This is a genomic window from Acidovorax sp. JG5, from assembly GCF_017939685.1.
In the GTDB taxonomy this organism is placed as follows: Bacteria; Pseudomonadota; Gammaproteobacteria; order Burkholderiales; family Burkholderiaceae_C; genus Acidovorax.
Genome location: NZ_JAGKSE010000022.1, coordinates 1 through 21,270 on the forward strand (window position 1 = coordinate 1; position 21,270 = coordinate 21,270).

20 protein-coding genes are annotated in these 21,270 nt (G+C 64.2%); 11 read left to right on the forward strand and 9 right to left on the reverse strand.

Annotation, left to right across the window (positions count from 1 at the left end):
* Positions 1 to 105 precede the first annotated feature (105 nt).
* From gltX to folC, 5 genes are all read right to left on the reverse strand, one after another.
* Positions 106 to 1,521: a glutamate--tRNA ligase gene (gltX, locus tag J8G26_RS16010; protein WP_210570124.1), complete on the reverse strand. Its 1,416-nt coding sequence runs from the start codon at positions 1,519 to 1,521 to the stop codon at positions 106 to 108.
* Between the two features lie 100 nt (positions 1,522 to 1,621).
* Entirely contained in the window at positions 1,622 to 3,127 is a 1,506-nt protein-coding gene (purF, locus tag J8G26_RS16015) for an amidophosphoribosyltransferase (RefSeq protein WP_210570126.1), read from the reverse strand.
* Between the two features lie 72 nt (positions 3,128 to 3,199).
* Positions 3,200 to 3,688, reverse strand: coding sequence for a CvpA family protein (locus tag J8G26_RS16020; RefSeq protein WP_210570175.1), 489 nt, complete (start codon positions 3,686 to 3,688; stop codon positions 3,200 to 3,202).
* Between the two features lie 43 nt (positions 3,689 to 3,731).
* Positions 3,732 to 4,592, reverse strand: a complete 861-nt coding sequence (locus J8G26_RS16025; protein ID WP_210570128.1) for an SPOR domain-containing protein — start codon at positions 4,590 to 4,592, stop codon at positions 3,732 to 3,734.
* Positions 4,593 to 4,614: 22 nt separating this feature from the next.
* A complete protein-coding gene (gene folC / locus J8G26_RS16030; protein ID WP_210570129.1) occupies positions 4,615 to 5,940 on the reverse strand; it encodes a bifunctional tetrahydrofolate synthase/dihydrofolate synthase in 1,326 nt (441 codons plus the stop codon).
* A 47-nt stretch (positions 5,941 to 5,987) separates the two neighbouring features.
* Here folC and J8G26_RS16035 point away from each other — a divergent pair, with 47 nt between their 5' ends.
* From J8G26_RS16035 to argG, 4 genes are all read left to right on the forward strand, one after another.
* On the forward strand, positions 5,988 to 6,374 hold the full coding sequence (locus J8G26_RS16035; RefSeq protein ID WP_210570131.1) for an ArsC family reductase: 387 nt from the start codon (positions 5,988 to 5,990) through the stop codon (positions 6,372 to 6,374).
* A gap of 132 nt (positions 6,375 to 6,506) precedes the next feature.
* Positions 6,507 to 7,175 (forward strand): glycine zipper 2TM domain-containing protein, encoded by a 669-nt coding sequence (locus J8G26_RS16040; RefSeq protein ID WP_210570133.1) that lies wholly within the window; start codon positions 6,507 to 6,509, stop codon positions 7,173 to 7,175.
* A 159-nt stretch (positions 7,176 to 7,334) separates the two neighbouring features.
* Positions 7,335 to 7,652 carry a pyrimidine/purine nucleoside phosphorylase gene (locus J8G26_RS16045; protein ID WP_087745030.1) on the forward strand — a complete coding sequence of 106 codons (318 nt, stop codon included), beginning with the start codon at positions 7,335 to 7,337 and terminating at the stop codon, positions 7,650 to 7,652.
* Between the two features lie 71 nt (positions 7,653 to 7,723).
* Positions 7,724 to 9,058 carry an argininosuccinate synthase gene (gene argG / locus J8G26_RS16050; RefSeq protein ID WP_087745028.1) on the forward strand — a complete coding sequence of 445 codons (1,335 nt, stop codon included), beginning with the start codon at positions 7,724 to 7,726 and terminating at the stop codon, positions 9,056 to 9,058.
* 130 nt (positions 9,059 to 9,188) lie between these two features.
* Here the strand turns inward: argG and murB are convergent, their stop codons facing one another.
* Positions 9,189 to 10,262, reverse strand: coding sequence for a UDP-N-acetylmuramate dehydrogenase (gene murB, locus J8G26_RS16055; RefSeq protein WP_087745026.1), 1,074 nt, complete (start codon positions 10,260 to 10,262; stop codon positions 9,189 to 9,191).
* Between the two features lie 73 nt (positions 10,263 to 10,335).
* Here murB and J8G26_RS16060 point away from each other — a divergent pair, with 73 nt between their 5' ends.
* The 3 genes from J8G26_RS16060 (at position 10,336) to J8G26_RS16070 (ending at position 12,581) form a co-directional block, all read left to right on the forward strand.
* The gene (locus tag J8G26_RS16060) at positions 10,336 to 10,821 is read left to right on the forward strand and encodes a YajQ family cyclic di-GMP-binding protein (RefSeq protein WP_024814772.1); all 486 of its coding nucleotides are present in this window, start codon (positions 10,336 to 10,338) and stop codon (positions 10,819 to 10,821) included.
* Positions 10,822 to 10,894: 73 nt separating this feature from the next.
* Positions 10,895 to 11,545 (forward strand): TIGR02281 family clan AA aspartic protease, encoded by a 651-nt coding sequence (locus J8G26_RS16065; RefSeq protein ID WP_087745025.1) that lies wholly within the window; start codon positions 10,895 to 10,897, stop codon positions 11,543 to 11,545.
* A gap of 10 nt (positions 11,546 to 11,555) precedes the next feature.
* Entirely contained in the window at positions 11,556 to 12,581 is a 1,026-nt protein-coding gene (locus tag J8G26_RS16070) for a phosphodiesterase (RefSeq protein ID WP_087745023.1), read from the forward strand.
* A 71-nt stretch (positions 12,582 to 12,652) separates the two neighbouring features.
* Here J8G26_RS16070 and plsY read toward each other — a convergent pair whose 3' ends face one another.
* The 3 genes from plsY to J8G26_RS16085 all read right to left on the reverse strand — a co-directional run bounded on the left by plsY (position 12,653) and on the right by J8G26_RS16085 (position 14,984).
* Positions 12,653 to 13,306, reverse strand: a complete 654-nt coding sequence (gene plsY, locus J8G26_RS16075; RefSeq protein ID WP_210570135.1) for a glycerol-3-phosphate 1-O-acyltransferase PlsY — start codon at positions 13,304 to 13,306, stop codon at positions 12,653 to 12,655.
* A 50-nt stretch (positions 13,307 to 13,356) separates the two neighbouring features.
* Entirely contained in the window at positions 13,357 to 13,860 is a 504-nt protein-coding gene (gene ybaK, locus J8G26_RS16080) for a Cys-tRNA(Pro) deacylase (RefSeq protein ID WP_087745020.1), read from the reverse strand.
* Between the two features lie 62 nt (positions 13,861 to 13,922).
* Entirely contained in the window at positions 13,923 to 14,984 is a 1,062-nt protein-coding gene (locus tag J8G26_RS16085) for an aldo/keto reductase (RefSeq protein WP_087745018.1), read from the reverse strand.
* A gap of 181 nt (positions 14,985 to 15,165) precedes the next feature.
* Here J8G26_RS16085 and J8G26_RS16090 point away from each other — a divergent pair, with 181 nt between their 5' ends.
* The 4 genes from J8G26_RS16090 to J8G26_RS16105 all read left to right on the forward strand — a co-directional run bounded on the left by J8G26_RS16090 (position 15,166) and on the right by J8G26_RS16105 (position 21,266).
* Positions 15,166 to 16,089 (forward strand): alpha/beta hydrolase, encoded by a 924-nt coding sequence (locus J8G26_RS16090; protein ID WP_210570136.1) that lies wholly within the window; start codon positions 15,166 to 15,168, stop codon positions 16,087 to 16,089.
* Between the two features lie 176 nt (positions 16,090 to 16,265).
* Positions 16,266 to 17,370, forward strand: a protein-coding gene (gene prfB, locus J8G26_RS16095; protein ID WP_210570138.1) for a peptide chain release factor 2 whose coding sequence is annotated in 2 segments (ribosomal slippage) — positions 16,266 to 16,346 and positions 16,348 to 17,370 — 1,104 coding nt in all. Because the reading frame shifts where the segments join, the coding sequence is not laid out codon by codon here.
* A gap of 9 nt (positions 17,371 to 17,379) precedes the next feature.
* Positions 17,380 to 20,103, forward strand: a complete 2,724-nt coding sequence (pepN, locus tag J8G26_RS16100) for an aminopeptidase N (RefSeq protein ID WP_210570140.1) — start codon at positions 17,380 to 17,382, stop codon at positions 20,101 to 20,103.
* Positions 20,104 to 20,258: 155 nt separating this feature from the next.
* Positions 20,259 to 21,266 (forward strand): class 1 fructose-bisphosphatase, encoded by a 1,008-nt coding sequence (locus J8G26_RS16105; protein WP_210570142.1) that lies wholly within the window; start codon positions 20,259 to 20,261, stop codon positions 21,264 to 21,266.
* Positions 21,267 to 21,270 lie beyond the last annotated feature (4 nt).

The window sequence follows — 21,270 nt, forward strand, 5'->3', positions numbered from 1 at the left end:
GCATGCCATGCAAGCGCTCTCCCAGCTGAGCTATACCCCCACTTGATAACCTCGATCACACTGCAACCGTTGTCATCATCTGAGCCTTGAATTATAGACAGATTTTTAGCGGTTTCGCAAACGCGCTACAACTTTTTCGCGTCCGACCAGTTCCAGCACCGCATCGACCGATGGCGTGTGGGCCGATCCGACGGTCAGAACCCGCACCGGCATGGCCAGCTGCGGCATCTTCAGCCCCTGCGCCGTCAACACCTGCTTGAAGGCCGCACTGATAGACGCTTTGTCCCATTCGGATGCGGACAACGCATCGGCCAGCGCATCCAGAGCAGGAGCGATGGCATCGGTCACATGCTGTGCGCGCTCTGCCTCCAGGACCGAAACGGGCCCATAGAACACAAAGGCCCAGTCCGCGAGGGCCACCGTGGTATCGCACCGGTCTTTGAACAGTGCACAGATACGTGGCAGACGGCCATCGGCCAGGTCTGCCGCAGCAATGCCGCGCTTTTCCAGCTGGGGGGCGACCAGTGCCGCCAGCGCATCATCGGCCATGGCCTTGAGGTGTTGGGCATTCACCCAGCGCAGCTTGGCTTCATCAAACTGCGCGGCGCTGCGCCCCAGATGGTCCAGGTTGAACCACTGCAGAAACTGCGCGCGGCTGAAAATTTCGTCGTCCCCATGGCTCCAGCCCAGGCGCGCCAAGTAGTTGACCATGGCGTCTGGCAAGTAACCCTCGTCGCGGTATTGCGTGACGGGCTTGGCGCCGTTGCGCTTGCTCATCTTCTCGCCCTGCTCGTTGAGCACGGTGGGCAGGTGGGCATACACCGGCGGTTCCTTGCCCAGGGCGCGGAAGATATTGATCTGGCGCGGCGTGTTGTTCACATGGTCATCCCCGCGGATCACATGGGTGATGGCCATGTCGATATCGTCCACCACTACGCAGAAGTTGTAGGTGGGCGTGCCGTCAGGGCGCGCAATCACCAGGTCGTCCAGTTCGTCGTTGCTGATCTCGATACGGCCCTTGACCTTGTCGTCCCATGCCACCACGCCGCCTTGCGGGTTCTTGAAGCGCAGCACGGGCTGGACACCCTCGGGCACGGGCGGCAGGGTCTTGCCCGCCTCTGGGCGCCAGGTGCCGTCATAGCGGGGTTTTTCCTTGGCGGCCATCTGCTTTTCGCGCAAGGCATCGAGCTCGGCCACGCTCATGTAGCAGGGATACACATGGCCTGTGGCCTGCAACTGAGCCAGCACTTCCTTGTACCGGTCCATGCGTTGCATCTGGTAGAACGGACCTTCATCATGGTCCAGCCCCAGCCAGGCCATGCCTTCAATGATCACATCCACTGCCGCCTGGCTGGAGCGCTCCAGGTCGGTATCTTCAATGCGCAAGATGAAATCCCCGCCCGTGGCGCGCGCAAACGCCCACGGATAGAGCGCCGAGCGGATATTGCCCAGGTGAATGAAGCCAGTAGGCGATGGTGCGAAACGGGTGCGCACATGCACGGGGAAATTCTGTTCAGTCATGGCAGGTAGGCCGGGCGCATCGCCCCGGCTTGGTGGTCTTGGTCTGCAATAGGGGCAGCATGCACAGGCTCATGAGGAAGCCCGGCCTGCAATCGTCGTGTCAGGCGACCTGCGCGTTGGGTAGCGCCAGGCGGGAAGTGTCTTCTTCGCCCTCCTCCCCACCCACGCGGCCTTCGTTGAGGCGCGCAATATCGTCCGCCGTGATGTCTCCGGTGACATAGACACCGTCGAAACACGAGGCATCAAACCCCGCAATGGCGGAATTGAGGGCACCGACGGCCCGCTTCATGCCATCCACGTCCTGGTAGATCAGCGCATCACAGCCAATGGCCTGGCGCACCTCTTCCACCGTGCGGCCATGGGCCACCAGTTCGCTGCTGGTGGGCATGTCAATCCCGTACACATTGGGGTAGCGCACAGGGGGCGCAGCGCTGGCCAGATACACCTTGCGGGCACCGGCGTCGCGCGCCATCTGCACGATCTCGCGCGAGGTCGTGCCACGCACGATGGAGTCATCCACCAGCAGCACGTTGCGGCCCTTGAATTCGCTGCCGATCACATTGAGTTTCTGGCGCACAGACTTCTTGCGCACGCCCTGGCCGGGCATGATGAAGGTGCGGCCCACGTAGCGGTTCTTGACGAAGCCCTCGCGGTACGGAATGCCCAGCAGATGCGCCAGCTGGGTTGCGCTGGGGCGGCTCGACTCTGGGATGGGAATGATCACATCGATCTCGTTCGGTGGCACGGTGGACACCACCCGTTTGGCCAGCGCCTCGCCAAGATTCAGCCGCGCCTGGTAAACCGAAATGCCGTCAAGCACCGAATCCGGCCGCGCCAGATAGACAAACTCGAAAATGCAGGGGTTCAGCTGCGGATTGTCCGCGCACTGGCGCGCATGCACCGTGCCGTCGAGCGTGATGAAAATGGCCTCGCCCGGATCGATGTTGCGTTCGAAAACATGCGAGGTGCCTTCCAGCGCCACCGATTCGCTACCCACCATCACGGTGCCATCCTGGCTGCGCCCCATGGCCAGCGGGCGGATACCGTGGGGGTCGCGGAAAGCCAGCAGACCATGCCCAGCGATCAGGGCGATGACGGCATACGAGCCCTTGATGCGCTTGTGCACGGCACGCACCGCCGTAAAAACGTCCTCGGGCTGCAGCGGCACACCCCGGGTGGCGCGTTCAAGTTCGTGGGCAAACACGTTGAGCAACACTTCCGAATCGCTGTCGGTATTGGTGTGCCGATGGTCGGTCTGAAAGAGCTCGTTGCGCAGGGACAGCGCATTGGTCAGGTTGCCGTTGTGCACCAGCACGATGCCAAACGGCGCGTTCACATAAAACGGTTGCGCCTCTTCTTCGCTGAAGGCGTTGCCGGCCGTGGGGTAGCGCACCTGGCCCAGCCCCACATTGCCTGGCAAGGCCCGCATATTGCGCGTGCGAAACACATCGCGCACCATGCCCTTGGCCTTGTGCATGAAGAATTTGCGGCCCTGCTGGGTCACGATGCCTGCGGCATCCTGGCCCCGGTGCTGCAGCAGCAGCAAGGCGTCATAAATCAGCTGGTTGACGGGCGCTGCGCTGACGACGCCGACGATTCCACACATAGTTCGATTCCATCCATTTGCGGGAACATCCCGCGCCAATTTTCTCGGCAGCAGCTTGTGACCGCCACCCTGTCATGAAGGCAAATGCCTTGCAAATTCTTCGGGCAATGCCGGCCTCAGGCTCTTGAGCAAGCCACCCAGCACCGGTGCGCTGTACGACGCCTGCCACCACGCAGCCTCGTGCAGGGGCGTCAAGCCCACCACCACGGCCACTGCCAGCAGCAACACCAGGCCCCGCACCACGCCAAACAAGGCCCCCAGCGTTCGGTCCGCCGGACGCAACCCCATGGCGTCCACCAGTTTCTTGGCCAGCCAGGCCAGAAAACCGCAGGCAAACACAGCGCCGACAAAAACCACGATAAAGCCCGCCGCATAGCGCAGTGCCCCTTCGCTCCCCCCCAAAGGCAGTAACGCCGCCATGTCGGAGGCAAACCACTGGGCCACAAAAAACGACGCCACCCAACCTGCCACCGACAACACCTCAAACACCAGGCCGCGCCAGGCGCCGATGGCCATTGACGCCAGCAAAACAGCTGCAAAAATCCAGTCCAGCGAGGCCACGGTGTGCGATGGGGTATGCAAGCAATCGTGCAGTCGACTGCGGCTACAGCGTCAACACCGAGGCCGTCAACCCCAGTCCCTTGATGCGGCTGGCCGCCTTGTCGGCTTCGGCCCGGCTGGCCAGCGGCCCCACACGCACGCGCACGCGCTTGCCATCCTTGGTATCCACCACCTGGGTGTAGGTTTTGAGCCCCGCGCGCTCCAGCTTGGCGCGCGCCTCACGGGCCTTGTCGGCATCGGCAAAAGCGCCCACCTGAACGATGAATCGCCCGTCCTCGGCCTGCGCGGCGGCAGCGGGCTGCGCCGCACGCCCTTCCAGCAAGGCACGGGCGCGGGCGGCGTCTTCGGCCACTGCCGGCTTGGGTTCGGGGGCCGATGGTGATTTGGCATCAGGCTTGGGTTTGGGTTCCGGCTTTGGTTCGGGAACCGCCACGGCCTTGGGCTTGACTTCGGGTTTGGCGATGGCCTTTGCAGTGGCGGATTCGCCGGCCGACTCCTTGACAGCACTGCGGCTGCTTGCCACCAGCTCTTCGCCATCCCCCAGGCCGGCCGCAGCAGCGCTGCGCTCAGGCGCTGGCGCGGCTGCCGCGGGCGCCTTGAGCGGCGGCACAGCGGGCCGCGATGACGCAGAATCAGGCGTGCCGGCGGGCACAACCAGCGGCGCCACCTTGTTGCGGTCGGGGATCTCGATGGGAATATCCACCGGAATGGGGCGCGGCTGGGTATCAAACAGCAGCGGGAAACCCACCACACCGAGCAAGACCAGCACCCCAGCGCCAATGAGCCGATGCCTTGCGCGCCGGCGCATGACTTCAATGCTCTCTGCCTGGGGCGAACGGGAGCGCTTGCCCGGCTTGTCAGCCTGCTCACTCTGACCCGGCCACCGAAACTTGAAAAATGCCATGGAATAGGGACTTGTGCGGAGCTTATGCGCCCAGATGCTTGGCGTGCAGGCGGGGGATTCCATTGATCAGCACACCACCCACCGTGTAAAACGAGCCAAAGACCACAATTCTATCAGCGGGGTCTGCCGCAGCCACCGCAGCCTGCAAGGCCTGCAGCGGGTCGGCGTGGACGCTGGAGGTCACCGGCCGCCGGCCACCCGACACCATCTGCAGCGCGTTCCATTTTTGCTGCAACGTGGCACCTGACTCGGCCCGTGGCGTGGGCAGATCGGTGAAATACCAGTGGTCCACCAGCGGCCCCACCTTGGCCAGCATGGGCGCCAGGTCCTTGTCGGCCATGGCGCCAAACACGGCGTGCGTGGCCGGAAAATAGCCCATGGCATCCAGGTTGGCCGTCAGCGCCGCCACGGAATGGGGGTTGTGCGCCACATCCAGCACCAGCGTGGGCTGCCCGGGAACGATCTGGAAACGGCCCGGCAATTCGACCAGTGCCAGCCCATTGCGCACGGCCTGCGCTGTCACGGGCAGGCGTGTGCGCACCGCTTCGAACGCCGCCAGCACCCCCGACGCATTGACCAGCTGGTTGGCCCCGCGCAGCGCCGGATAGGCCAGCCCGGCATAGCGGCGCCCCCTTCCGGCCCAGCTCCACTGCTGCTTGTCGCCCGAAAAATTGAAATCGTGGCCAAAACGCCAGAGGTCGGCCCCCATTTCACGCGCATGGTCGATGACGCTTTGCGGCGCCATGGGATCGCTCACGACCACCGGGCGGCCCGTGCGCATGATGCCGGCCTTTTCCCGCCCGATGCTCTCGCGGTCCGGCCCCAGGTATTCGGTGTGATCGATATCGATGCTGGTGATGATGGCGCAATCGGCATCGATGATGTTGGTGGCATCGAGCCGGCCGCCCAGCCCCACCTCCAGGATGGCCACGTCCAGCAGGGCGTGGCTCATCAACCGCAGGATGGCCAGCGTGGTGAATTCAAAATAAGTGAGCGAAACATCGTTGCCATTTTGCGTTCTGGCGCTTTCCACGGCTTCAAAGTGCGCTATCAGATCAGAAGCATTGACAGCTTCGCCATGCACGCGGCAGCGCTCTTCGAAATGCACCAGGTGCGGCGAGGTGTACACCCCGGTGCGAAAACCCGCCTGCTGGGCCACGGCCTCCAGCATGGCGCAGGTGGAACCCTTGCCGTTGGTGCCCGCAACAGTGATCACCGGGCAGTCAAAACGCAGGCCCATGCGGGTGGCCACTTCACGAACCCGGTCCAGGCCCATGTCGATGTTCTGAGGGTGCAGCTGCTCGCAATGGCGGAGCCAGCCTTCCAGGGTGTGGATTTTGGTGTGCATACCCGGGCAATTGTCGCCGAGGCGCGCCTTCGCGCATGATGGCGGCCATGAAGACACCTCACATCACGTTGTACGGAATCCCCAACTGCGACACGGTCAAGAAAGCACGCGCCTGGCTCACCGACCAGGGGCTGGAATACGCCTTCCACGACTTCAAGAAACAGGGCGTTCCCGCTGACCGTCTGCCCGCCTGGCTGGCCGCCGCAGGCTGGCAAAAGCTGGTGAACCGGCAGGGAACCACCTGGCGCAAGCTGGACCCGGGCGCCCAGGCGGCCGTGCAGGACGACGCCAGCGCCAGTGCGCTGATGCAGGCGCAGCCCAGCATCATCAAGCGCCCGGTGGTGGAGTGGAACGGGGGCGAGCACTGCACCATCACGGTCGGCTTTGATGCAGCGCAGTGGCAAGAACTGCAGAAAACGCTGTCCAGTGAATGAACCGACTGAACTTGCGAATTGCCGCGCTGATCTTTACGCAGATTTACGGGCCCGAGCCGAGTGATTGACGCGGCGCGCCTAAACTTTTTCCCGGTCTGGTGCGTTATGCACCGAACCGTCAGGAGTTTTGTCATGAAAAAGATCGCCCTATTTTCCGTTCTGGCCGCCGTGGCCACTGTCGCGGCAGCGCAGGAACAAGGCCGCGTGCTGTCGGCCACGCCCGTGGTGCAGCAAGTGGGCATTCCGCAGCAGGTGTGCGGCAACGAAACGGTCTATAACGGCTCGCGCAACTCGGGCGCGGGCGCCTTGCTGGGCGCCATCGCCGGGGGCGCGGCCGGCAACGCCGTGGGCCATGGCGGCGGGCGCGCGGCAGCCACCGCCATAGGCCTCATCGGCGGCGCCGTGCTGGGCAACCAGATTGAAGGCAGTGGCCAGCCCCAATACCAGAACGTGCAGCGCTGCACCACCGAGACGTATTACGAGAACCGCACCATGGGTTACGACGTGGTGTATGAATATGCCGGACGCCAGTACAGCACCCGCACCCCAACCGATCCGGGTGGCTGGATCCCCGTCAGCGTCCAGCCGCTGAACGGCAACCCGGGACAAAACTATTCCACCCAGCCCAATTCTTATGGACCACAGGGTGTGTATTCGCAGCCCGGGGTGGTCACGTCCACTTACACGGCCCAGCCCGCCTATCCGGCGCAACCTACCTACGCGAGCCCGCCAGTCACGGTGATCGAATACGGCTATGGCCGCCCCTACTACCCGGCCCACCGCAACCCTTACTGGCGCTGAACAGCATCCAGCGCCCAGCGGCACCCGAGCCCCTGCATGGGGCTCTTTTTTTTGCCCGCCACGCCAGCAAACCCCAGCCAGCGCGGACGACGCCGCCCTGCGGCCACGCCCCCTGCCCTAAAATCTTGGGTTTCCCACAATCTATCTACCCGCGCAACCATGACCACCGAAAAAATCGACGGCGTGTCCGTCACGACCAAGGCCAGTGTGTATTTCGACGGCAAGTGCGTGAGCCACGGCATCACCTTCCCCGACGGCACGAAGAAGTCGGTGGGCGTGATCCTGCCCGCCACGCTGACGTTCAACACCGGCGCGCCCGAGATCATGGAAGGCGTGGGCGGTTCGTGCGAATACAAGCTCGACGGCTCCGACATCTGGGTGAAGTCTGGCGCGGGCGAGCAATTCAGCGTGCCGGGCAACTCGAAGTTCGACATCCGCGTGACCGAGGCCTATCACTACATCTGCCATTTCGGCTGAAATTCAGAGCATTTTTGGCCTCTAGCGCTTATGCAGCAAGCGCAAGCAGCTATCATTTTTGAGAAAATTCCATGGCAACCATCCTCCAACACCTCCCCCTCGGCCAGAAGGTCGGCATCGCGTTTTCCGGTGGCCTGGACACCAGCGCGGCCCTGCGCTGGATGAAGAACAAGGGCGCCCTGCCCTACGCCTACACGGCCAACCTGGGCCAGCCCGATGAGCCCGACTACGACGCCATCCCGCGCAAGGCCATGGAATATGGCGCCGAGGCCGCCCGCCTGATCGACTGCCGCACGCAACTGGCCCACGAAGGCATCGCCGCGCTGCAGGCCGGGGCCTTTCACATCAGCACCGCCGGCGTGACCTACTTCAACACCACGCCGCTGGGCCGCGCCGTCACGGGCACCATGCTGGTGTCGGCCATGAAGGAGGACGACGTCCACATCTGGGGCGACGGCTCGACCTTCAAGGGCAACGACATCGAGCGGTTTTACCGCTACGGCCTGCTCACCAACCCGCTGCTCAAGATCTACAAGCCCTGGCTGGACCAGCAGTTCATCGACGAGCTCGGCGGCCGCGCCGAAATGTCGGCTTTCATGACCAAAGAAGGCTTTGGCTACAAGATGAGCGCCGAAAAGGCCTACAGCACCGACAGCAACATGCTGGGCGCCACGCACGAGGCCAAAGACCTGGAGTTTCTGAACAGCGGCATCCGCATCGTCAACCCCATCATGGGCGTGGCGTTCTGGAAGCCAGAGGTCGAAGTCAAGGCCGAGGAAGTGTCCGTCACGTTCAACGAAGGCCAGCCCGTGGCCCTGAACGGCAAGGAATACACCGACCCGGTGGAGCTGATCCTGGAAGCCAACCGCATCGGCGGCCGCCACGGCCTGGGCATGAGCGACCAGATCGAAAACCGCATCATCGAGGCCAAGAGCCGCGGCATCTACGAGGCCCCGGGTCTCGCGCTGCTGCACATCGCCTACGAGCGCCTGGTGACCGGCATCCACAACGAGGACACTATCGAGCAGTACCGCATGAACGGCCTGAAACTGGGCCGCCTGCTTTACCAGGGCCGCTGGTTCGACCCCCAGGCCATCATGCTGCGCGAAACCGCTCAGCGCTGGGTGGCGCGCGCCATCACCGGCACCGTCACGGTGGAGCTGCGCCGCGGCAACGACTATTCGCTGCTCAACACCGAAAGCCCCAACCTGACCTACGCACCCGAGCGCCTGTCGATGGAAAAGGTGGAAGACGCGCCGTTCTCGCCGCTGGACCGCATTGGCCAGCTGACCATGCGCAACCTGGACATCGTGGACACGCGCGCCAAGCTGATGACCTATGCCAAGTCCGGCCTGCTGACCCTGGGCCAGGGTTCGCCACTGCCCCAGCTGAGCGACGAATCCTGAACGAGCTGCCTTGCCGCTCAGCCAATAAACAAAAACCGCCTTCGGGCGGTTTTTTCATGGTCTTATTAGCCTTTGGCGCTTACAGATAAAGCGCAAGCAGCTATAAATATTGAAGCACGAAAGGTGTCAATCACCACACCACCGGCTCGGGCTCCAGCCGGATGCCGAAGCGCTCGTACACGCTGGTCTGGATGGCGCGCGCCAGCGTCATCACCTCGCCGCCGGTCACGCTGTCGTCCGGTGTGCCGCGGTTGACCAGCACCAGCGCCTGCTTTTCGTACACGCCGGCCTTGCCGATGGACTTGCCCTTCCAGCCACAGGCGTCGATCAGCCAGCCGGCGGCCAGCTTGATGCTGCCATCGGGCATGGGGTAGTGCACGATTTTCGGGTCGCGCGCAATGATGTCGGCGCACTGCTCAGGCGTCACGGTGGGGTTCTTGAAGAAGCTGCCGGCGTTGCCCAGCACGGCCGGGTCGGGCAGCTTGGCACGGCGGATGTCGCACACCCAGTCGAAGATCTGCTGCGCCGTGGGCTGGTCGACACCGGCCTCGGCCCGGCGCCGCTCCAGATCGAGATACCCGAGCACCGGTTTCCACGGCTTGGGCAGCCGAAAGCGCACATGGGTGATCACGGCGCGGCCCGCCAGGCCCATGCCGCGCGGCAGGCCGCTGCCGTCCGTCGATTCGGAAGGTGCGTGCTTGAAAACGGAGTCGCGGTAGCCAAAGGCGCATTGGGCCGCATCGAGCGTGAAACTTTGGCCGGTGGCCAGGTCCACCGCATCCAGCGACTCAAAACGGTCTTGTAGCTCCACGCCATAGGCACCGATGTTCTGCACCGGCGAGGCACCCACCGTGCCAGGAATCAGCGCCAGGTTTTCGAGCCCCGCAAATCCCTGCGCCAGCGTCCAGGCCACGGTGTCGTGCCACACCTCGCCCGCGCCCGCCTCGACGATCCAGGCGCGGTCGGTTTCTTGCACCAGGCGCAGGCCCTTGATCTCCATCTTCAGCACCACGGGTTTGACATCGCCCGTCAGGATGATGTTGCTGCCCCCGCCCAGCACAAATTTCGGCAAAGGGGCCCGTTGGGGATCTGCCAGGACGGCGTGCAAATCTGCCACGGAACGCACCCGAACCAGGGTGTGGGCGCGTGCGGCGATGCCAAAGGTGTTGCAGGGCTGCAAAGGGACGTTTTTCTCGACTACCATTGGTCCGATTGTCGCACCGGGGGCCTGCGCGCCTGTCCGGCCCACCCCGTTTTTCCAGAGACTACGAACCGCCATGCCCTCTTTTGACACCATCTGTGAAGCCAACCTCGTTGAAGTGAAGAATGCGGTGGAAAACACCGTGAAAGAGATCACGACCCGCTTTGATTTCAAGGGCACCTCGGCCAGCATTGAAATCAAGGACAAGGAAATCACCATGGTGGGCGATGCCGAGTTCCAGCTCACCCAGATCGAGGACGTGCTGCGCAACAAGCTCACCAAGCGCAACGTGGATGTGCGCTTTCTGGACATGGGCGATGTGCAGAAAATGGGTGGCGACAAGGTCAAGCAGGTCATCAAGGTGCGCAACGGCATCGAGAGCGAGCTGGCCAAGAAGCTGCAAAAGCTCATGAAGGAAAGCAAGCTCAAGGTGCAGGCCGCCATCCAGGAGGACAAGGTGCGTGTCACCGGCGCCAAGCGCGACGACCTGCAGGCGGCCATGGCGCTGATCCGCAAGGAGATCAACGACGTGCCGCTGTCGTTTGACAACTTCCGCGACTGACCTGCGGGTCTGGCCGATATCACCGCCCCCTTGCCGCCCCACGCATTGCACCATCGCGCACCAGCCGCTCACCATGAAAAAGCACCTGTTTCGCCCCGCCGCTGCGCTGCTGGCCGCCGCACTGCTGGTGCCCCTGTTGGCGCACGCACAAACGGTGGCGTTGGGCGGCATTCTGGGCACCAAGGCCCTGCTGATCGTGAACAACAGCGCGCCCCGGGGTGTTGCGGCTGGCGAATCCCATCAGGACGTGAAAGTGGTTGCCGTCGGCAAGGACCAGGCCGTGGTGGAAATCGCGGGCGCCCGGCGCACCCTGCACCTGGGCGAAGCACCAGTAAGCGTGGGCAGCAAGAGCGGGAGCCGGCGCGTTGTGCTGACGGCCGACAGCCGGGGGCATTTTGTCAACAGCGGCACCATCAACGGCAGCACGATGCAATACATGGTGGACACGGGCGCCTCCACCGTGGCCATTGGCCGCCCCGATGCGGAGCGCATGGGCCTTAATTACATGAGCGGCCAGCCCGTGCGCATGAACACCGCCAACGGCGTGGCCCAGGGCTGGCGCATGAAACTCGATTCGGTGCGCATCGGCGACGTTGAAGTGTTTGGCGTTGACGCCATCGTCACGCCACAACCCATGCCCTTTGTGCTGCTGGGCAACAGCTTTCTGACCGAGTTCCAGATGACCCGCACGAACGACCAGATGGTGCTGGAAAAGCGCCACTGACCCACTGCCCATGTCCGTCCGACATTCCCCTGGCAACCAGCGCCACGATGACGAGTACGAAGACCTGCTGAGCCTGTGGTCCGATCTGGAGTCGGCATTGTCGATCGTGCTTTCTGCGCCGCTGCGGGTGCAGGATTTTCCGGCCAAGGTGCGCCAGCTCGACCACTGGCTGCAAGACCTGGTGGCCCACGATATCGACGCCGCGCTGTACTTGATGTTCCAGCTGGCCTCGACCTCCACGGTGGGCTACAGCGCCTCGCACGCCGTGGTGTGTGGCACCCTGTGCCACATCATGGCGCAAGCGTTGCAACTGCCCACGCAAGAGCGCGACAGCCTGGTGCGCGCCGCCCTCACCATGAACATCGGCATGACGGCGCTGCAGGACCTGCTGTCCGAGCAGCGCGAAAAGCCCAGTGCCACACAGCAAGATGCGATTCGCAACCACCCCCAGGAAAGCCAGGCCTTGCTGGAACGCCTGTTCATCACCGACAGCCTCTGGCTGGACGTGGTAGGCCAGCACCATGCCAGCATCTCCGACCGCGTGCCGCTGGCCAACCAGGAGCCGCAAGACCGGCTGACCCGCATCCTGGGCACCATCGACCGCTATGCCGCCATGATCAGCCCCCGCAAGTCGCGCCCCGGCCGCAGCGCCACCGACTCGGTGCGCGCCATCGTGGGCAACGAAGTCGATCAGCGCGACGAGGTGAGCTACACGCTGGTGCGCTCCGTGGGCCTGTGCCCGCCCGGCACCTTTGTGCGCTTGGACAACGGCGACACAGCCATCGTGCTGCGCCGGGGCGAAAAGGCCAACCAGCCCCTCGTGGCAAGCCTGCTCGACCGTGCGGGAGCGCACCACGCGCGGCCGGGCATCTACCACACGGGCACCACGGGCAAGCCGCGCATCCAGTCGGCACTGGCCCGCTCCGCCGTGACGGTGGAGCTCAACCACCGCACGATGGTGCGGCTGGGCTTGTATGCGGCGTCAAAGCACAACTCGGGCTTGATGGGACTGGTGACCGCGTCCGGGGCGCTCTGAGCCGCCAACCGCTCTGAGACGCCCGTCGGGGCACGCACCAAAGGTGCCCGAAAAATGCCAGGCGACGCGCGCTACGGCTTGTGCTTGGGCGCAGGGGCCGCCTTGGACCGGCCCAGGCGCGATTCCTTGCCTTCGATCAGGCGCCGGATGTTGTCCTTGTGGCGCCAGGCCAGCAGCGCGGACATGATGGCAATGGCCACGGCAATGCTGGCTTCGGCATACCATGCCACGCCGCTGACCAGCAGGTAATACACCGGCGCAAACACCGCCGCCACCAGCGAGGCCAGCGACGAATAGCGAAAGAAAAATGCCACGATGAGCCAGGTGGCCGCCGTGGCCAGCCCCAGCCAGCCGCTGATGCCCAGCAGCACCCCTAAAGCGGTGGCCACGCCCTTGCCGCCCTCAAAGCGAAAGAACACGGGCCACAGATGCCCCAGAAAAGCCGCCAGCCCCACCAGCGCAACCGTGCCGTCTTCCATGCCGTAAGGCTTGCCAAACCAGCGCACCAGCACCACGGGCAGCCATCCCTTCACCGCATCGAGCAGCAGCGTGACAATCGCGGCGGCCTTGCTACCCGAGCGCAGCACATTGGTGGCGCCGGGGTTCTTGCTGCCATAGGTGCGCGGGTCGTTCAGCCCCATCAGGCGCGTCACGATGACTGCAAACGACAGCGAGCCCAGCAAATAGGCAGCCAAAGCGGCAAGGACGGGATACACGGCGTTCAAATCAACTCCTTCGGGGGAACAACAACGCGGCGCAGGCACGCCGGGGCGGCCTATTCTGCCAGCGCGCAGTGCACCGGCGTGGCACCCAGCAACTGAACGCACACCTGCGGGTCGATCTGCACCAGATAACCGCGCCGCCCGCCATTGATGGCAATGCGCGGCAGCTCCAGCACCGATGCTTCGATGTACACCGGCATGGCCTTGCGCGTGCCAAACGGCGAGGTGCCGCCCACCAGGTAGCCGCTGTGGCGGTTAGCTACCTCGGGCTTGCACGGCTCGACCGATTTGGCGCCGATCTGCCGCGCCAGGTTCTTGGTGGACACCTTGCAGTCGCCGTGCATCAACACAATGAGTGGCTTGGCGTCCTGGTCCTGCATCACCAGGGTCTTGACGACCATGTGCTCAGCAAGCCCCAGGCTGGCCGCGCTGTGCGCGGTGCCGCCATGCTCCACATAGTCATAGGGGTGTTCAGTGAACGCCACCTGGTGTGCCTTGAGCATTTGCGTGGCGGGGGTCTCGCTCACATGCACGCCCTTGCCGTCTTTCTTGGCCATGATTACTTCAAAAACAATAGCTAATAGCGCTTTACCAGCAAGCGCTGCAGGCTGATTTCATCTCAAATAGCGGGGTCGCCCACCTGCCAACGAATCTGGTCGATGGCCGCCAGCAACTCGGGCGACAGCGCGGTGCCCCAGGCGGCCAGGTCTTCGTCGAGCTGCGCCAGCGAGGTCACGCCGATGATGGTGCTGGCCACGCGCCAGTTGGTGTAGCAAAAGGCCAGCGCCAGCTGCGTGGGCGTCAGGCCATGCTCGCGCGCGAGCTGGTTGTAGCGGCGCGCGGCGGCCAGCGCCTCGGGGCGGCCCCAGCGTTGCTTGCGCACCGATTCATAGCTGGCAATGCGGGCGCCCTGGGGCGCGCCCGGCCCCTCGATGCCGCTGGCGTCGTACTTGCCCGTGAGCAGGCCAAAGCCCAGCGGCGAATAGGCCAGCAGCGACACGCTCAGGCGGTGGCAGGTTTCGTCGAGCGCGTTGTCGTAGCTGCGGTTGATCAGGCAATAGGGGTTCTGCACCGTGGCCACGCGCGGCAGGCCATGCTGCTGAGCCAGGCGCACGAACTCGTACACGCCGTAGGGCGTTTCGTTGGACAGGCCAATGTGTCGCACCTTGCCGGCCTTGACCAGCCCGGCCAGCGCCTGCAGCTGCTCGTGGATGGGCGTCTGCTCGGTTTCCTTGGCCGGGTCGTAGTATTTGGTGCCAAAGGCCGGCACATGGCGCTCGGGCCAGTGGATTTGGTAGAGGTCGATCACATCGGTCTGCAGGCGCCGCAGGCTGCCCTCGCACGAGGCCACGATGTCGGCGGCCGTCATGCCTTTGCCTTCGCGAATCCAGGGCATGCCGCGCGAAGGCCCGGCCACCTTGCTGGCCAGCACCAGCTTCTGGCGCGCGCCCGGGTTCTTGGCAAACCAGTTGCCGATGATGGTTTCGGTGGCGCCAAAGGTGGGCGCCCGGGCCGGCACGGCATACATCTCGGCCGTGTCGATGAAGTTGACCCCGCGCGCAAGCGAGCGATCGAGGATGGCATGGGAATCGGCCTCGCTCACCTGCTCGCCAAAGGTCATGGTGCCCAGGCAGATGGGGGTGACATGCAGGTCGCTCTGACCGAGCTGGATGGTTTTCATGCAGGCTCCAAAAATGATGTGCCGCAGTGTAAGAGCTGCTTTGGCATGGCCGCTTGCCGGCAACGGATCGCTCAGTCCGCCAGGGGGGCATTCCCTGCCCGCAAAAGCCGGCGCAATCGGCCAGCACCCGGCAGTCTTGTGGTTGACAGCCATCGGCTGCAGCGCCCCCAATAATGCCGCCATGTACACACCACTCCGCCCGCACCGCAGCCACTCCATCCCCCTGCGCACGCTGCGCTACCACCTGCATCTGTGGGGCGAGGCCCGGCCCGGCAGCACCCCGCTGGTGCTGGTGCATGGCTGGATGGATGTGGGCGCGTCCTACCAGTTCGTCGTGGATGCGTTCTCCGAGGCCTTTGCGGCGGGGCGCCAGATCATTGCGCCCGACTGGCGCGGCTTTGGCCAAAGCCGCCTGCCCTCGCCCTGCGATCACTATGTGTTTGCCGACTACCTGGCCGACCTCGACCAGCTACTGGACCAGATGGTGGGCGAGCAGCCCGTCGATCTGGTGGGGCACAGCATGGGCGGCAACGTGGCCATGCTGTATGCGGGCGTGCGGCCCGCGCGCATTCGGCGCCTGGTCAACCTCGAAGGCTTCGGCCTGCCCGCCACCCGGCCCAGCCAGGCGCCGGCGCGCTATGCGCAGTGGCTGGACGAGATGAAGCAGCTGCCGCAGGGCGGGATGGCGCTCAAGGCCTATGACAGCGCGGCCAGCGTGGCCCAGCGCCTCATGAAGACCAACCCGCGCCTGTCGCAGGACAAGGCCGACTGGCTGGCCCGGCACTGGGCCGCGCCCAAGGCCGGCGGGCAGTGGGAAATCCTGGGCGACCCGGCGCACAAGGTCACCAGCGCGCAGTTGTTTCGCCTGGACGAAGTGCTGGCGCTTTACGAAGCCATCAGCGCGCCCACGCTGGCCGTAGAGGCTGGCGACGACAGCCTGGGCCGGTGGTCGAAGGGCCAATACAGCCTGGACGAATACCACCAGCGCCTGACCCATGTACGCAACTGCCGCATTGCGGTGGTGCCCGACGCCGGCCACATGCTGCACCACGACCAGCCCGAAGCCGTGGCGGCACTGATCGAGCAGTTTGTGGGTGATATATAAAGAAAATGGCTCTAGCGCTTATGTACCAAGCGCAAGCAGCTATCTTTTTTGATATTTTTTGGGCGATATCCCGGTGATCGCCGTGGCCGCCCGGCTGGCCGCAGGGCCTTGGGCACCGGGGATCTGCTCCCATGAGAAAATCACGGGTTATTCCACAAGACACCCAGGACAACACCATGGACGCAGAACGTATCAACCTCATTGGCAACACCCTCAACGACCTGGCCGTGCGAACGCAAGAGTTACGGAGGTATCTTTGACTTCGATGCCAAATTTGAACGCCTGCGCACGGTAAACGCATCGCTCGAAGACCCTTCGGTCTGGAACGATCCCAAGAAAGCCCAGGAGCTGGGCAAGGAAAAGAAATCCCTGGACGGCGTGGTACTCACGCTCGACAAACTCACGCGTGAGCTGGCCGACAACAGCGAGCTCTACGACATGAGCAAGGAAGAAGGCGACGAAGCGGGCTTGATGACCATCGAAGCCGAAACCGCCAAGCTCAAACCCGAGATCGAACAGCTCGAGTTCCGGCGCATGTTCCGCATGGAAGCCGATCCGCTCAACTGCTTTGTCGACATCCAGGCCGGCGCCGGCGGCACCGAGGCTTGCGACTGGGCCAGCATGCTGCTGCGCCAGTACCTCAAGTACGCCGAGCGCAAGGGCTTCAAGACCACGGTCGAAGAAGAAACGCCGGGCGACGTCGCCGGGCTCAAGAGCGCCACGATCAAGATCGAAGGCGAATACGCCTATGGTCTGCTGCGCACCGAAACCGGCGTGCACCGCCTGGTGCGCAAGAGCCCGTTCGATAGCTCGGGCGGGCGCCACACCAGCTTTGCCAGCCTGTTCGTCTACCCCGAGATCGATGACTCGATCCAGATCGACATCAACCCGGCCGATGTGCGCACCGACACCTACCGCGCATCGGGCGCGGGCGGCCAGCACATCAACAAGACCGATTCGGCCGTGCGCCTGACGCACATGCCCACGGGCATCGTGGTGCAGTGCCAGGATGGCCGCAGCCAGCACGGCAACCGCGACATTGCCTGGCAGCGCCTGCGCTCCAAGCTCTACGATTTCGAGATGCGCAAGCGCCAGGAAGAGGCGCAGAAGCTGGAAGACACCAAAACCGATGTCGGCTGGGGCCACCAGATTCGCAGCTATGTGCTGGACAACAGCCGTATCAAGGACCTGCGCACCAACGTCGAAATCTCTGCCACCCAGAAGGTGCTGGACGGCGACCTCGACGCATTCATCGAAGCCTCCCTCAAGCAGGGCGTTTAAGGAAAACCCATGTTGCAAATGCGTGACGGCCAGGGCCCAGCGCCCGCCATTCACCGCGCCGACTACCAGGCCCCGGCTTGGTGGATCGACACCGTCGACCTGACGTTCGACCTGGACCCCGCCAAGACCCGCGTGCTCAACAAGATGCGCCTGCGCCGCAACCCGGACGTGGCCGCGCAGCCGCTGCGCCTGGACGGCGAAGAGCTGAACTTGGCACGCGTCATGGTCAATGGCGGCGGCACCTCGTTCAAGATGGATGGCAACCAGCTGGTGTTGGAGAACCTGCCCGAAGGCACCGAGCCCTTCGATCTGGAAATCTTCACCACCTGCGCGCCGGCCAAGAACACGCAGCTCATGGGCCTGTATGTGAGCCAGGGCACGTTCTTCACGCAGTGCGAGGCCGAGGGCTTTCGGCGCATCACCTATTTCCTGGATCGCCCGGACGTGATGGCCAGCTACACCGTCACGCTGCGCGCCGACAAGATGCTGTACCCGGTGCTGCTCTCCAACGGCAACCTGGTGGACAGCGGTGCGCTGGACGATGGTCGTCACTTTGCCAAATGGGTCGATCCGCACAAAAAGCCCTGCTACCTGTTCGCCCTGGTGGCGGGCAAGCTGGTGGCGCGCGAGCAGAAGATCAAGAGCCGCTCGGGCACCGAGCACCTGCTGCAGGTGTATGTGCGCCCCGGCGACCTGGGCAAGACCGAGCACGCCATGAACTCGCTGATGTACAGCGTGGCCTGGGACGAAGCCCGCTTCGGCCTGCCGCTGGACCTGGAGCGCTTCATGATCGTCGCCACCAGCGACTTCAACATGGGCGCCATGGAGAACAAGGGCCTGAACATCTTCAACACCAAGTACGTTCTGGCCAGCGAGTCCACCGCCACCGACACCGACTTCGGCAACATCGAAAGCGTGGTCGGCCACGAATACTTCCACAACTGGACCGGCAACCGCGTCACCTGCCGCGACTGGTTCCAGCTCTCGCTGAAGGAAGGCCTCACGGTCTTTCGCGACCAGGAGTTCAGCCAGGATCTGGCCGGCAGCCCGTCGGCCCGCGCCGTCAAGCGCATTGAAGATGTGCGTGTGCTGCGCACCGCCCAGTTCCCCGAAGACGCCGGCCCCATGGCCCACCCGGTGCGGCCCGACAGCTACATCGAGATCAACAATTTCTACACCGTCACCATCTACGAAAAGGGTGCCGAGGTGGTGCGCATGATGCACACCCTGGTGGGCCGCGAAGGCTTTGCCAAGGGCATGAAGCTGTATTTCGCGCGCCACGACGGCCAGGCCGTGACCTGCGACGACTTCGCCCAGGCGATTGCCGACGCCAACCCCACCAGCGACCTCGCGCGCCTGCTGCCCCAGTTCAAGCGCTGGTACAGCCAGGCCGGCACGCCCCGCGTGCAGGCCACGGGCCAGTACGACGCTGCTGCCCGCAGCTACACGCTCACGCTCACGCAAAGCTGCGTCCCTACGCCCGGCCAGAGCGCCAAGGAGCCGTTCGTCATTCCGGTGGAGCTGGGCCTGCTCAGTGCCAGCGGCGATGCCCTGCCCTTGCAGATGGCGGGCGAAAGCGCCGCAGGCGCCGCATCGCGCACCGTGGTGCTCACCGAGCCCACGCAAACGCTCACCTTCGTGCATGTGGATGCCGAGCCGGTGCCCTCGCTGCTGCGCAACTTCAGCGCCCCCGTGGTGCTGGACATCGAGTACACCGATGCCCAGTTGCTCACGCTGCTGGCGCACGATGCCGACGCCTTCAACCGCTGGGAAGCAGGCCAGCGCCTGGCGCTGCGCACCGCTATCAATGCAATAGCTGATAGCGCTTATGCAACAAGCGCTAGCGGCAGTTTTGATCATCAAATTCTTGGTACCGACTTCATCGAAGCCATGCGCAGCGTGCTGCGCAACCCGGCGCTGGACGCGGCCTTCAAGGAACTGGTGCTCACGCTGCCGTCCGAAACCTACATCGCCGAGCAGCTCGATGTGGTGGACCCGCAGCGCATCCATGCCGTGCGCGAAGCCATGCGCGAGCAGCTGGCACTGGCCCTGCAGGCCGACTGGGAACAGGCCTGGGAGCAAAACCAGGACACCGGCGGCTACCGCCCTGACCCGGTGTCGTCGGGCCGCCGCGCGCTCAGCGGGCTGGCGCTGCACATGCTGTGCATCGCCGCCCGTCGCACTGGCGATGTGGTGTGGCCCGGCAAGGCCTACCAGCGCTTCAAGGTGGCGGCCAACATGACCGACCGCTTCAACGCCCTCACCGCGCTGGTGGCCAGCGGCAGTGAACTGGCGGCCCCGGCCCTGGCGCGCTTTCATGCCCTGTTCAAGGACGAACCCCTGGTCATCGACAAGTGGTTTGCCCTGCAGGCAGGCGCGCCCGACCGCGGCGGCAATGTGCTGCCCGCCGTGCGCCAGCTCATGCAGCACCCGGACTTCAGCCTCAAGAACCCCAACCGCGCGCGCAGCGTGATCTTCAGCTACTGCAGCGCCAACCCCGGAGCGTTCCACCGCGCCGACGCGGCCGGCTACGTGTTCTGGAGCGACCGCGTGATCGAGCTCGACGCCATCAACCCGCAGGTGGCCGCACGCCTGGCGCGCGCCCTGGACCGCTGGAAAAAGCTGGCCGAACCCTGGCGCAGCGGCGCCCGCGAGGCCATCGCCCGCGTGGCCGCACGCCCCGACCTGAGCAACGACGTGCGCGAGGTCGTCACCCGCGCACTGGCTGAATAAGTGCCCCCTGTGTCGCTTCGCGCCGTCCCCCAAGGGGGACGCCACCCTGGCCCGGCAAAGCCGGTTCCACGGTGGCACTGGCCTTGGACGCGCCAGTTTTACCGGCTGCGCGGGGCGTGCAGTGACATGCTGGATTAATGAAAGGAAACTCTGAGATGGCAAAAAACATCAGCCTGACCCGCTACCTGGTCGAACAGCAGCGCGTGGACGGCCTCATCCCCGGGCAATTGCGTCTGCTGCTGGAAGTGGTGGCGCGTGCCTGCAAGAGCATCAGCCACGCCGTCAACAAAGGCGCCCTCGGTGGCGTTCTCGGCAGTGCCGAGAGCGAGAACGTGCAAGGCGAAATCCAGAAAAAGCTCGACATCATTGCCAACGAAGTGCTCATCGAAGCCAACGAATGGGGCGGCCATCTGGCTGGCATGGCCAGCGAGGAAATGGACGGCATCTACGTGGTGCCCAACCGCTACCCCAAGGGCGAATACCTGCTGCTGTTCGATCCCCTCGACGGCTCCAGCAACATTGACGTCAACGTGAGCATTGGCACCATCTTCAGCGTGCTCAAGATGCCCGAAGACGACCGCGACGTGGACGAGGGCGACTTCCTGCAGCCTGGCAACCAGCAGGTGGCTGCCGGTTATTGCGTTTACGGACCACAGACCACGCTGGTGCTCACGGTGGGCGACGGCGTGGCCATGTTCACGCTCGACCGCGAACAGGGCTCGTTCGTGCTGACGCAAGAAAATGTGCGCATTCCCGAGGACACCAAGGAATTCGCCATCAACATGAGCAACATGCGCCACTGGGACGAGCCGGTCAAGCGCTACATCGACGAATGCCTGCAAGGCAAGGAAGGCCCGCGCGGCAAGGACTTCAACATGCGCTGGATCGCCAGCATGGTGGCCGACGTGCACCGCATCATGACGCGTGGCGGCATCTTCATGTACCCCTGGGACAAGCGCGAACCCCACAAGCCCGGCAAGCTGCGCCTGATGTACGAAGCCAACCCCATGGGCTGGCTCATCGAGCAAGCAGGCGGCGCCGCCACCAACGGCAAGCAACGCATCCTGGACATCCAGCCCACCCAGTTGCATGAACGCGTCAGCGTGATCCTGGGTTCAAAAAATGAGGTGGAGCGGGTGACAAGCTATCATTCCAAGCTATAATCGC